Origin of the sequence: Streptomyces sp. BA2, assembly GCF_009769735.1 — a bacterium.
Classification (GTDB): domain Bacteria; phylum Actinomycetota; class Actinomycetes; order Streptomycetales; family Streptomycetaceae; genus Streptomyces.
This window is the reverse complement of the sequence record NZ_WSRO01000002.1, coordinates 8,604,733-8,616,999: the sequence shown is the minus strand read 5'-3', so window position 1 is coordinate 8,616,999 and position 12,267 is coordinate 8,604,733. Positions and strand designations below refer to the sequence as shown.

The following is a 12,267-nucleotide window of genomic DNA, read 5'->3' as shown; positions in this document are numbered from 1 at the left end:
GGGAATCGGGCGCATGGACGAGACCGCGAGCAGGCTCGACGAGCTGGCGAGCCGGGCCGGGAGGTGGCTCGGCCTGTCGGCGGTCGCCGCTCCCGAGCGGCACACAACGGCCGTGATCGCGGACCGGTTCGAACAGATCGCGTGGCGCGACACCTATGAGCAGTCGGCCGGGCTGCGCGAGCTCACCGAGGAACTGAACGAGCGGCACGAGTACGCCACCGACCTCCTGACCGACGTGTTCCTGGCCGCGTACAAGGCCGTCCCGCTGCTGCGCGAGTGTGCGCGGATGGCGCCGTCCCGGCTGCTGAACCACCGGGTCATCGCCTCCCTCATGGAGTCGCCGGAGTTCGCCGAGCTGCACCGGGAGACGGCTGGTGACCCCTACGCCGCCGCCATGGCCGTACTCGCCCAGGCACCGGAGCTGCGCCGGCTCCTCGAGCGCTCCCGCGAAGCCCAGGAACGGGCCGAGCAGACGAAGAAGGCCCAGCAGGACGCGGACGACGCGGCGGCCGCCGTGGGCGAGGCGCTCCAGAAGGCCGCCGACCGGGCCGACGAGGACGGCAGCGTGCCGGCCCCCGCCGCCGAGGCCCTCCAACTGGCGGTCGAGGCCGCCGAGTCCGCCGAGACAGCCGCGCGGCAGGCTTCCCAGTACGCCGAGCAGGCCATCGCGGCGGCGGCTCCCGGTATCCGTGCCGCCACGCGGAACGCGGCGTCGAAGGCATCCGACGCCGTGCGGCAGGAGGCCTCGCTGATGCGGGCCTGGGGCGTCGGCTCCGGCGAACTGGAGCGGATGCCGTTCGAGCAGCGCGCCCGCCTCGCCGAACGGCTGCGCACCAGCCGTCTCGCCCAGTGGGCCGAGCTGATCGGCCGCTTCCGGCAGATGGCCGACGGTGAGCGCGCCCGCAAGGTGGAGAACGCCACCGGGGAGCTGGTCGGCGTCACGCTCGGCGACGATCTCTCCCGCGTCATCCCCTCCGAGCTGGCCAACCTGGGCCTGCCCGAGCTGCGTGCGGTGTTCGCCGCGCGCTACGCCGCCGGGGAACTGATGCTCTACGACAGCCAAGGCGAGCAGTCCACCGGCAAAGGCGCCGTCATCGCCTGCGTGGACACCTCGCACTCCATGTACGTGGAGGGGCCGGGCGGTGTCACCCGCGAGGCGTGGGCCAAGGCGTGCGCCCTGGCGCTCTTCGATCAGGCCCGCCACGCCAAGCGTGACTTCGTCGGCATCCTGTTCGCCGCCGCCGACAAGCTCCAGGTCTTCCGCTTCCCTGCCGACGAGTCCGCCGACATCGCCAGGGTCGTCGACTTCGCGGAGACGTTCCTCGGCGGCGGCACCAGCTACCAGAGGCCGCTGTCGGCGGCCGCCGAACTCCTGGAGGAGGAGTTCGACGACGCCGCCCGCTCGCGCGGCGACATCGTGATGCTCACCGACGACGAATGCGGTGTCACCGAGGAATGGATGCGCGGCTGGAACGACGCCAAGCACCGGCTGGGGTTCCGCGTCTTCGGCGTGGCCATCGGCGCCCCGCCCGCCGCCGAAGCCGGCTCGGTCCTCGACGCCCTGTGCGACAACCTCCGGTCCATCGAGGACCTCACCGACGTCCACGCGGCGGCCGACCTCTTCCGCGTGATCTGAGTACTTCTGCTGGTCCGGCGCACACAGCGGTGGATCGTTTCTCGAATCACCGACCGGCCAGCGAAGCTCAGGCCGATTTCCACTATGCTTCCTCGCACAACCGCCCGCGCCGAGATGCGATCCGGTGCCGCGTGATCCACCGGCGCCCCTCGCACCGTGCCCCATCAACCGAGACGAGTCAGCCGGGGTCGACGCGGTCTCACGGAGCTTTCCGCCATCGCACGCACGGTCCTCCGGGCTCCGCGACCTGAGTGTCCTTGTCAGCCGACCGGGCCACGGGGTGTGGACCGTGCCCCGGTGGCAAGATGTACAAGTGAGACAACGCCGATCGGAGTGTCATCGATATGGGTCTGAGTCCCGAACCCGATCGCAGGTCCCGGGATGCGGCTCATGCGGGTTCCGAGTTCATCGAACTGCTCGAAGTCATGTGGGAACGGGGACGTGAGGCCGTTCCCACCGGGCCCGTGTCTCCGTCCCAGCTGCGCGTGCTGTACGCACTGGACCGCGACGAGGGCATCAACCTGCGGATGCTCTCCGAGGCCCTGGGCTCGGCTCCCCCCTCGGTGAGCCGCCTGTGCGACCGGCTGCAGGCCACGGGGTTGATCGAACGTACCCCCAGTCCGGTCAGCCGACGGGAGTTGGAGCTCCGGCTGACCAGCCATGGCCGGGCCTACCTCGCCGACCTGCGAAAGCGGCGCGAGAGCATACTGATGGCCACCATCGACGCCATGCCGCCCAAGGCGCGCCGTGCCCTGCTCGAAGGGCTCAGGGGCTTTCGCGAAGTGGCGACCGCCTCCGAGCAGGACAACGACGGAGCCAGAACCTGGCGCTCGGTCGGTTAGACCAGCCACTGAGCGCTCAGGCCGGCTCGTCCTCCACCCTCGGCTACCGTCCGAACCAGTCGAGGCAGACCACCAGAGCGTCATCGTCCAGGGGCAACGAACCTCGGTACTCCCCGAGATCACGCAGCACCGCCTGCGGCACCTGCGACGCGGGCAGCAGGCGGTGCGCCGACAGAGACCGGGCAAGGGCCCGCTCCCCGTACCGCTCCCCCGCCTTCGAGACGCTGTCGTAGACCCCGTCGCTGCCCACCAAGATGCGGTCACCCGGTTCCAGTCGCAGGCGCTCCGCGACGTAGACCGTCTCCTCGAACATCCCCAGGGGGAGCTGCGCGTCGAAGTCGACGGACTCGACCGTCCGCCCTCGATACCTCCACATGCGGGGCGATCCGGCGTCGACGACCTCCACATCGCCGGTGGCGAGATCGAAGCACAGAAGCAGGACGGAGGCGTGCAGCTCACCCCGGTACTGCGCGTACACGGCCTGGTCGGCGAGGCTCGCCTGGCCGGGCAGGTCGAGCCCGGCGCGGCGGGCGTTGCGCAGCGCGTTCACCACGAGGTTGGTGAGCAGGGCCGCTTCCATCCCCTGGCCCATGCCGTTGGTCACGGTGAGCGTGAGGTGGCGCGGCGAGACCGACCAGTCGAAGTTGTCGCCGAAGATCGCGTACGCGGGCTCCAGATGGGCGCCCAGCTGGAACTCCGGACGGGTCACGGACCGCCCCGGCAGCAGCTGCCACTGCATCTCGGCGGCGAGAGTGAGGCGGGCGGCCCTGCGCGCGAGAAGGTACAGATCGGTGTCGCGTTCGGCGACCAGGATCTCGTGGCCCAGCGCCTGACAGATGCGCTGCATCTCCGGCAGATGATCCAGTTCAAAGCGCGTTTCGGGAAACGTGACGGTGAGTACGCCCATCCGGTCTCCCCGGACGGTCACCGGCAGATGGATGGTCGCCGCGCCCTGCGCCCGTGACTCGACGCGAGGCTCCTGGGCGCCGAAGGCTCTGCCCTGCGGACTGTCATGGATGAGTACCGACTCGGTGGTGAACGGCACGTCCTCCACCATCTGGAGGGTCGTCAAGCCGTAGTCGGCGAGCCGCAGTTCCACCCTCTCGACCCCGTACTGCTCCCGCAACGCCCCCGTCACGACATCGAGCAGCAAATGGGGCGCCGCGCTGCGCAGCGCCCGCTCGACGGCAGCGAATCTGTCCACGTGATCCTGCTTCTCATTAAGCCACGCCGAATTGGGGACCCGGCCGACAGCGCCCCCGGTCCGTCGGCCTTCGGCGTGGGGCTGTCAGGTTCGGGTGAATGCCTGGCTGACGCCGGGCAACCTCGCACATCGTACGATGCATGGAGACAACTATTTCCCCGCAGCAAGAAAAATTGGGTCAACGCACATGCCTCCCGTGAGCTGGGGCAGGGGCGGTACGAGGAAGCTTCGTAGACCAGGGGAGGTAGGGAAGTGACACTGATCTCTGAACAAGCTGCCGAGACTGTACGAAATGACGAGACGCCGGCCTGGGGCGAGGCAGCTGCCGTTGAGGGTGCGCTGCCGTGGATCGAGGACACGGACAAGGTCGCCCCGAAGGATGCCCGAACCCTGTCGAAGCTGTTCTTCGACCGGCTTCAGACCTTGGAAGAGGGCACGCGCGAATACCAGTACGCACGCAACACCCTTATCGAGATGAACCTGACGCTCGTGCAGTTCACCGCCCGCCGGTTCCGCAATCGCGGCAACGGCGACATGGAAGAGATCATCCAGGTCGGAACCATCGGCCTCATCAAGGCGATCGACCGGTTCGACCTCAGCCGCGAGGTCGAGTTCGCCACCTTCGCCGTGCCTTACATCCTCGGCGAGATCAAGCGGTTCTTCCGGGACACCACCTGGGCGGTGCATGTGCCGCGCCGGCTCCAGGAGTTGCGCGTGGAGCTCGCCAAGGCCAAGGAGCAGCTCTCCGCCCATCTTGACCATGACCCGACGGTCAAGGAACTCGCCGACTACCTGTCCATCACCGAAGAAGAGGTCATCGACGGGCTCGTCGCCTCGAACGGTTACACCGCCGGTTCCCTGGAGGCGCCCACCGACGGTGGTGAGAGCGCGGCCGCACCGACGCGCACCTTGGCCGATGTGATGGGCGAACCGGACCCCGCCATGGAAACGGTGGAGGATCTGCACACGCTTGCACCGCTCCTCGACGAACTCGACGACCGGGAGCGCCGCATCCTCGAACTGCGCTTCGGCCAGGAGATGACCCAGTCGCAGATCGGCTCCGAACTCGGCGTCTCCCAGATGCACGTCTCCCGCCTCCTCACCGGCACCCTCACCAAGCTCCGCAAGGGAATGCTGGCCTGACACCCAGCCGTCAGAGCGGACAGCGGGGCTCGTCGGAGTGTCGCGATCGTGGACGGGGAGCGCCCGCTCCAGGCGCAGCGGCCTCCCCGTTCCCGGTGTTGGTCGGGACCGTCACCCCAGCGCTCGCCGCTCCCACGCATGCCAGCGCCAACCACTGTATGACGCCCAGGTTTTCGCCGAGGACCAGTACGCCCGCCAAGCCCGCGCTCGCTGGTTCCAGGCTGGTCAGGACGCTCACCGTTCGGACCGGCAGCCGCCTCAGGGCTGCCAGCTCCAGGGAGTACGGGATGACCGCCGACAGTACGGCCAGTGCGGTTCCGAGCAGCAGAATCCGCGGGGTGAGCAGTTCGGCCCCCGGGCCCGCCACACCCAGCGGGAGCGTCAGCACCGCCGCCCAAGTCACCGCCAGGGCCAGCGGACCGCCTCCCGCGCTCCGGGCTCCCGCCTTCTTGCTCAGGAGAAGGTAGGCGGCCATGGCTGCCCCCGCGGCCAGCGCGAGCAGCACTCCGGCGAGCGGAAAACCGCCGCCGTGGGGGACGTGGAAGAGGAACACCCCGCCTCCGGCGAGGACGGCCAAGGCCGCGTCACGCCACCGGCGCGACGTCAGCACGGCGAGGGTGATCGGGCCGAGGAGCTGGAGGGCGCTGGCAAGGCCGAGGGGCAGCAGGAGCAGCGCGGGATAGATCAGGTTCATCCCGGCGATCGCCGTCCCGAAGCCGAGGACCAGGGCCACGTCCGTACGGTTGCGTGGCAGCGAGGGCCGGTACAGGAGCAGCAGGAGAACCGCCGCCAGGCCGAGGCGCACGGTCACGGCGCCGGACGCGCCCACGGCGTCGGCGAGTTGCTTGCCCAGGGCCTGCCCGAACTGCAGGCTCAGCACGCTGCCGAGCATCAGCGTGGGTGCGGGAAGCTTCATCATGCGTCCAGGCTCTGCACCTCGACCGTGCAGGTCCAGCAAATGAATGTGCACAAAACCATTTAGGCTTGCCTGCATGATTGACCATCGGCTGCACGTCCTTCAGGCGCTCGCCGAGCACGGCACGGTCACCGCGACCGCCGGGGCCCTGCACCTGACCCCCTCGGCCGTCTCGCAGCAGTTGAGGCTGCTGGCCCGCGATCTGGGAGTGGAGCTGCTGCGCCCCGAGGGGCGGCGCGTACGCCTGACACCGGCTGCGCATGTCGTGCTCAGGCACGCCGACGCGCTGCGGGTGCAATGGGAGGCGGCGCAGGCCGAGTTGGCCCAGCAGGGCGCAAGCACCCAGGACGCTCGGGGCCCGCTGCGGATGTGCGGGGTGTCATCGGCGCTTGCGGCGCTCGGCGCTCCGGCCGCGGCCCGGCTGCGGGGGACCCACCCGCTGGTGGAGTCGCTGATCGTCGAGGAAGAGAGCGCCGAGTGCTACCGGATGCTGCTCGCGGACGAGACCGACGTGGCCCTCGTGCTGCCCGGCCCCGACGCGCCGCCCGTCACGGACGCCCGCTTCGAGCAGGCCCCGCTGCTGACCGACCGTCAGGACCTGCTGGTTCCCGAGGGACACCGCCTTGCCCGGCCCGAAGGAGTCGAACTCGCGGAAGCCGCCGGGGAGTCATGGATCGTGAAGAAGCCGAACAACGACACCTACCCGCTGGTGATGGCGGCGTGCACGGCGGCCGGCTTCACTCCCCGCATCACCCATCAGGTCAAGGAGTGGTACGCGGTCTCCTCGCTCGTCGCCGAGGGATTCGGCATCTGTCTCATGCCAAGGATCGTGCCGCTCCCCCAACAGGCGGTCACGCGCGTCCCGCTGCGGGGAACGCCCGTTCCCACGCGACGGTTCCTGACCGCCGTGCGGCGGGGCAGCGCGGCCCATCCTCTGGTGGCGGCCGGACTGCAGGCCCTGCGCGAGGCGGCAAAGGCTCATACGGGGGCGTCCGCATCACCCCGTGCAGACCCCTGTCCGGAGTGACCCTCGCCTCACGCCACCGCAGATTGATCTGTTCCGGCACGGGCACACGGGCGACGCGATGGTCTCACCGCAACCCGAGAGAGGATGCTCATGCTGCTGGCACACCCCGTGGTCCTGGAAGACCTGGTGGAACGCTACAAGGCTCTGGCCGTGCTGCGGGCCGACCAGGGAAGCGCCGCAAGCCGCCAGGAGTACGAAGACGTCGCCTACAGCCTGTGCTTGGCCACCGGCACCAGCGACATCGACGCCGCCCTGGTGGCCGCGAGTCACCACCTGCCCGGCGCCCGTCCCGCCGACGACTCCCTCCTGTCGGGCGAAGCCCCCGGGTGACGCCGCGTCCTCCGGACCGCCGCGCGAGCGGCGGCACTCCCCTGCCCTGACGCCATGGCACCCGGCCTCGCCCGAGGGGCCGTCGATCGGCCGCACCCCCATGCGGCCGATCGACGGGGCCAAGCGCCCGAGGCCGTTCCGACGCTTCGCACCCCGCGTCACGCGTGCCCCGTCCGCCCCTCGCCATGCACCTCGCGCTCAGCGGCCGAGAGCCTGCTTGAGTTCCTTCTTGTTCATGGACGAGCGGCCCTCGATGTTCTTCTTCTTGGCCTCCTCGTACAGCTGATCCTTCGTCGGGCCCTGCGCGCCGCTGTGCGATCGCTCCCCGCCTCGCTCGTACGCCGATTTCTTGTCGCGCGTGGACGTCTTGCTGGCCGTCTTCGACTCTCCCGAACGTGCCCTTTCCTTGTTGACCGTCCGGGAGGCGATCTCCTTCGCGCGCTTGGTCGAGGCCCCGCGGTCCTCGGCGCTGTCCTTGATGTGCTCGTACTGGCGTTCACGCTTCTTGCTCGATCCAGCAGGCATGCGATGCACCTTTCTCATCAGCGGTTCGACTCGGCCGGTCCGCCTCCGTGGGTTCGACCGCGGCGATTTGTCCTCATGATTCTTGGTAGCCGTGCGGCCCGCACGTCGACGGACGGGGGCGGGCGTTCGACCATGGCTCCGTACGCATGCGCCCAACTGGTGGTTGTTTCCTCTCCGAGTCCAGGGGCAGGCGGACATCGTGCTTCGGACCGGAGGCGCATTCGCGGGGAGCGGTATGCCCACTCCTGTCGGATGTCCGGCTCCGGGCCGTCCCGTTCTCTCCGCGGTCACCTGTTCGCCCACCGCTGAGGAGCGATTCCTGATGCTTACCGATCTCACCGCACCCTCCGCCCGTCGTCGCACGGGAACCCGGCACCTGCACGACGACGCCCCCGACACCGAGGCGGCGTTCGCGCGCCTGGCCACCCTCGACGGCGGACCCGAGTACGACCTGCTCTGCGAGGAGATCGTGACGGCCTGGCTGCCCATGGCGCACCGGCTGGCGAGCCGTTTCCGCAACAAGGGGGAGAACCTCGAAGACCTGCGGCAGGTTGCCGCGATGGGCCTGATCAAGGCCGTCAACCGGTACGAGCCCGAGCGCGGAGCCTTCGAGAGCTACGCGGTGCCCACCATCACCGGCGAGCTGCGCCGGCACTTCCGCGATCGCATGTGGGACGTGCGGGTACCCCGTCGCGTCCAGGACCTGCGCAACAAGGTCCGGGTCGCGCGCCGCGAACTCCTGGACCGGCCGGGCAGCGACGCCGAGCCCAGCTCGGCGGACATCGCCGCGCAGGCGGGACTGACCGAGGACGAGGTCCGCGAGGGGATGGAGGCCATGACGAGCTACAGCGCCCTGTCGCTGGACGCCGAGATCTCCTCGGACCCCGATGGATTCAGCCTGGCCGACACCCTCGGGGCGACCGACCCCGCGTACGACTGCATCACCGACCGGGAGGCCGCCAAGACCGGGCTGCGGCGGCTGCCGGAGCGTGAACGGACCATCCTGTACCTGCGCTTCTTCGAGGACATGACGCAGAGCAGGATCGCCGAGGAGCTCGGCATCTCACAGATGCACGTCTCCCGTCTCATCACCACCAGCTGCGCCCGAGTGCGCGCGGAGGCCGTCCGCGGAGAGGACGGCGTCAGGCACGCTCAGGCGGCGTGACCGCGGGCCGCGCGCGAACCGTGCGCTGCCCGCGCCGAGTCCCTGGGGCGCCAGGGCCGCCCCAGGGGCTCAGACCACGACGTCCGGCGAGCTGCTCCCGCGCGCCGGACGAGCCGAGATGCAGCCGTGAAGGAGCACGGGGGAACAGAGCCCGGCAGGGCCAGACACAGGCATCGGATTCCGAGCGGCTCCACGCGAGCGGCTCCACGCGAGCTTTTCGCCGGGGAAGCAGGGAACCAGGCCGAGTACGCGCCTCCTTACCGCCGAGTAGTATCGCGTGCCACGCCGCCTTGTGATGCCGAGCCGTCAGGAGACCCCATGTCCGCCCCTCCCCCACGCCCGCCTCGCTCTTCGCCTGCCCGCCTCCACCCCGGCCAAGGAGCCAAGCGATGACACGCATCCAAGTCGGCTCCCTGGTCGAGGACTTCACCCTGCCCGACGAGAGCGGCACGCCCACGACCCTTTCGTCTCTCCTGTCCGAAGGCCCGGCGGTGGTGTTCTTCTATCCAGCGGCAATGACCCCCGGCTGCACCGCCCAGGCATGCCACTTCCGGGACCTGGCAGCCGAGTTCGCGGCAGTGGGTGCCAGGCCGGTGGGGATCAGCTCGGACGCCGTCGAGCGCCAGCGTGAGTTCGCGGGGCTGCACACGTTCGGTTTCCCCCTGCTGTCCGATCCGGACGGCGTGGTACGCGGCCAGTTCGGCGTGGCACGCGGCTTCGGCCCCCTGCCGACCAAGCGCGCCACCTTCGTCATCGGCTCCGACCGGCGCGTGCTCGAGGTGGTCCGCAGCGAGTTCCGGATGAGCGCCCACGCGGACCGGGCGCTGGCGACCCTGCGGTCGGCCGCCGGTTGAGACCTGAGTGATCAAGCGGCTGCGCCGCCGTGTGCCCCTTGCGACGGGTTCGGCATGAAGAGCGGGGTGTCCTGGGCTGGGGTCTGTCACCATGTTCTCGACCGCACTCGCTGGTGCGGCGCGGGCCCCGGGCATGCGTCGGGAGCCTGTGCGACGGTTCGGACAGCCAGCTGCGCTCGAACAGATTATCGATCCGGGTCGGAGCAGAATGTGCCGCGTCCAGCAGGGTAAGTGAGCAGAAAACGGGGACGCGGGGACGAAGGTGGAGCGGAAATGGAGTCAGCCGGAAGTGGCGGCGAAGGGTCGTCGGCAGCTCATCCCATGGCTTTCGCCGTCCCCCTGAACGACGGGGACTCCTCCATCGCCGAAGCACGTCACCTCGCTCTCGACTTCCTCACCCGCGCCCGGACGGACCTGGACGTGACCGTCTCCGCCCGCGCGATGGACCTGACGCAACTGGTGGTCAGCGAGCTGGTCACCAACGCACGCAAGTACGCCCCCGGCCCGATGGTCATGGAGCTGCGCATCGTGGACTCCTCGGTGGCGGTGACCGTGCACGACAGCGCCCGCGCCCGTCCCGTCGCCCGCCCCGAGGACCCGCACAGGATCGGCGGGCACGGCCTGGAGATCGTCAAGGCCGTCGCCCAGAACTTCCACGTGCACCTCGAACCGGCCGGCAAACGCGTCACCGCCCACATCCCCCTGGCCGGCGAGCCGGCCGCCGGTGGACGAGCCGCCAGCTCCGTGCACTCCCGCCGCGTCGGTGGGCCGCAGGAGTGACACACGCGACGGCCGGGTACACGAGGCACCTCGTAGGCGAGTGAGCACGTTACGTATCTGTACGAAGCCGCTCACTACGAAGGTATCCGTACGCAGTCGCTCACAGCGCTGAGCCCTCTGCCCCCTGCTGAGAAGGAGCCCCGACATGCCGGACAAGGCAACGGCAACGGACGTCGTCGAGCTGATCCTCGATGATCACCGGCGGATGGAGGGTCTGTTCCGCGACATGCGCAGCGTGGAGGCCGAACGGGCCGATGCCCTGAAGGAGTTCGCCGACCTTCTCATCGCGCACGCGCTCGCGGAGGAGGCCGAGGTCTACCCCGCCCTCAGGCGCTACCGGGACATCGACAACGACGAGGTCGAACACGGCGTCGAGGAACACGAGGAGGGCAATGAAGCGCTGCTGGCACTCCTCGAAGTGGACGACGTCGGCTCCGACGACTGGGACGAGAAACTGGAGAAGCTTGTCGAGGCTGTGTCCCACCACACCGATGAGGAGGAGCGGACGATCCTCAACGGCGCACGCGAGAACGTGGCCATGGATCGCCGCGAGGAACTGGGCGCCGCTTTCACCAGGGAACGCGACAAGCACCTCGAGGCGGGCTGCGGAAGCATCGAGAACGTCCGCCGAATCGTGAAGGACTGATTCATCAAGCACTGATTCGTGGAGCACCGTCTCGTCATCCGGCCCGCCCTGTCCGACGACGGACCGATCGGTTAGAAATGAACTGATCAGTTGGAAAGGTACGGGCCCGGCCGCCATTGCCCAGGCGCCTCCGGGGCACCCCCTGCCCACCGTCGACGCCCACCCAGAGGTAGTACGCACATGCCCGCCGCCGCAGCCCCCTGGCTGCTCCTCGCCGTCTTCTCCGGCACCCTGATATCCCTGCAAGCGCGTATCACCGGTGAGCTCGCAGCCGGGCTCGGCGGCGACGGATTCGCAGCCGCGGTGATTTCGTTCGGCTCGGGGTTCGTGGTGCTGGCCCTCGGGCTCCTCGTACTCCGCAAGCCGCGCCGCGGGGTCGGTCTGGTGCTCGCGGACGTACGCGGCAGGCGCCTCAGGTGGTGGCAGGTGCTCGGCGGCTTCGGAGGCGCTGCCTTCCTGCTCGCGCAGGGGCTGACGGTCGGGGCACTCGGGGTCGCACTGTTCACGGTCGCGATCGTCGCGGGCCAGGTCACCGGGGGTCTGCTCTTCGACCGGATGGGGCTCGGTCCTGCCGGGCCGCAGCGGCCTACGCGGCGCAGGGTCGTCGGCGCGGTGCTCGTGCTCGCGGCCGTGGGCCTGTCGATGGCGGACAAACTGGGCGGCGGGTTCCCGTACTTGATGCTGTTGCTGCCGCTGGTGGCGGGCGTGTGCGTGAGCTGGCAGCAGGCGGTCAACGGTCATGTGAAGAACGCCGCCGGATCCGCGTACGCGGGGACGTTCTTCAACTTCGCCGCCGGTACCGGCGCGTTGAGTGTGATCTTCCTGGTGCATGCCGTGGCCGCCGGGCTTCCGTCCCGCCTGCCGAGCGACCCGTACCTCTATCTAGGCGGCCTGGTCGGCATCTCCTTCATCACCATCGCGGTCGCCGCGGTCCAGAAGCTCGGCGTCCTGCTGCTCGGACTGTGCACGATCACCGGCCAGTTGGTCGGTTCACTCGCCCTTGACCTGCTGCTCCCGCACGGTGACACGGACGTCACGGCGGCCACCGTCGCGGGCGTCGCACTCGCCCTGGCGGCGGTCGCGCTCGCGGCGCTGTCGGGCACGCGGACCGGCCGGGTGGTCGCATCGAGCGGCGGGAAGCGTCCCGCCGCTTCGGAGGAGCGGGTGAAGAGCCCGGGTGCGGCGTAGGCCGCCCCCGC

Annotated in this window: 13 protein-coding genes; 10 read left to right on the top strand and 3 right to left on the bottom strand. The window is 69.6% G+C overall.

Annotated features, from left to right (window positions below; genetic code table 11):
• The first annotated feature begins 13 nt into the window (after positions 1–13).
• Both E5671_RS41265 and E5671_RS41260 read left to right on the top strand, forming a co-directional pair.
• A complete protein-coding gene (locus tag E5671_RS41265) occupies positions 14–1,636 on the top strand; it encodes a VWA domain-containing protein (protein WP_160509332.1) in 1,623 nt (540 codons plus the stop codon).
• Positions 1,637–1,980: 344 nt separating this feature from the next.
• Positions 1,981–2,478 carry a MarR family winged helix-turn-helix transcriptional regulator gene (locus E5671_RS41260; RefSeq protein WP_160509331.1) on the top strand — a complete coding sequence of 166 codons (498 nt, stop codon included), beginning with the start codon at positions 1,981–1,983 and terminating at the stop codon, positions 2,476–2,478.
• A 43-nt stretch (positions 2,479–2,521) separates the two neighbouring features.
• On the opposite strand, the gene E5671_RS41255 is transcribed toward E5671_RS41260, so the two are convergent.
• Positions 2,522–3,682: a SpoIIE family protein phosphatase gene (locus tag E5671_RS41255; protein WP_160509330.1), complete on the bottom strand. Its 1,161-nt coding sequence runs from the start codon at positions 3,680–3,682 to the stop codon at positions 2,522–2,524.
• Positions 3,683–3,940: 258 nt separating this feature from the next.
• Here E5671_RS41255 and E5671_RS41250 point away from each other — a divergent pair, with 258 nt between their 5' ends.
• A complete protein-coding gene (locus E5671_RS41250) occupies positions 3,941–4,825 on the top strand; it encodes an RNA polymerase sigma factor SigF (RefSeq protein ID WP_160510751.1) in 885 nt (294 codons plus the stop codon).
• 10 nt (positions 4,826–4,835) lie between these two features.
• Here the strand turns inward: E5671_RS41250 and E5671_RS41245 are convergent, their stop codons facing one another.
• Positions 4,836–5,744 (bottom strand): EamA family transporter, encoded by a 909-nt coding sequence (locus E5671_RS41245; RefSeq protein WP_237330350.1) that lies wholly within the window; start codon positions 5,742–5,744, stop codon positions 4,836–4,838.
• A gap of 73 nt (positions 5,745–5,817) precedes the next feature.
• On the opposite strand from E5671_RS41245, the gene E5671_RS41240 reads away from it, so the two are divergent.
• Both E5671_RS41240 and E5671_RS41235 read left to right on the top strand, forming a co-directional pair.
• Complete coding sequence (locus E5671_RS41240; protein ID WP_160509329.1) at positions 5,818–6,768, top strand: LysR family transcriptional regulator; 951 nt, start codon at positions 5,818–5,820, stop codon at positions 6,766–6,768.
• Positions 6,769–6,858: 90 nt separating this feature from the next.
• A complete protein-coding gene (locus tag E5671_RS41235) occupies positions 6,859–7,098 on the top strand; it encodes a DUF5133 domain-containing protein (RefSeq protein WP_160509328.1) in 240 nt (79 codons plus the stop codon).
• 198 nt (positions 7,099–7,296) lie between these two features.
• On the opposite strand, the gene E5671_RS41230 is transcribed toward E5671_RS41235, so the two are convergent.
• Positions 7,297–7,623, bottom strand: a complete 327-nt coding sequence (locus E5671_RS41230; RefSeq protein WP_160509327.1) for a plasmid stabilization protein — start codon at positions 7,621–7,623, stop codon at positions 7,297–7,299.
• A gap of 322 nt (positions 7,624–7,945) precedes the next feature.
• Here E5671_RS41230 and E5671_RS41225 point away from each other — a divergent pair, with 322 nt between their 5' ends.
• From E5671_RS41225 to E5671_RS41205, 5 genes are all read left to right on the top strand, one after another.
• Positions 7,946–8,788 carry a SigB/SigF/SigG family RNA polymerase sigma factor gene (locus tag E5671_RS41225; protein ID WP_160509326.1) on the top strand — a complete coding sequence of 281 codons (843 nt, stop codon included), beginning with the start codon at positions 7,946–7,948 and terminating at the stop codon, positions 8,786–8,788.
• A 389-nt stretch (positions 8,789–9,177) separates the two neighbouring features.
• Entirely contained in the window at positions 9,178–9,642 is a 465-nt protein-coding gene (locus E5671_RS41220) for a peroxiredoxin (protein ID WP_160509325.1), read from the top strand.
• Between the two features lie 321 nt (positions 9,643–9,963).
• Positions 9,964–10,422 (top strand): ATP-binding protein, encoded by a 459-nt coding sequence (locus E5671_RS41215; protein WP_237330349.1) that lies wholly within the window; start codon positions 9,964–9,966, stop codon positions 10,420–10,422.
• 145 nt (positions 10,423–10,567) lie between these two features.
• Positions 10,568–11,068: a hemerythrin domain-containing protein gene (locus E5671_RS41210; protein ID WP_160509323.1), complete on the top strand. Its 501-nt coding sequence runs from the start codon at positions 10,568–10,570 to the stop codon at positions 11,066–11,068.
• 180 nt (positions 11,069–11,248) lie between these two features.
• Positions 11,249–12,256 carry a DMT family transporter gene (locus tag E5671_RS41205; RefSeq protein ID WP_160509322.1) on the top strand — a complete coding sequence of 336 codons (1,008 nt, stop codon included), beginning with the start codon at positions 11,249–11,251 and terminating at the stop codon, positions 12,254–12,256.
• Positions 12,257–12,267: the final 11 nt, after the last annotated feature.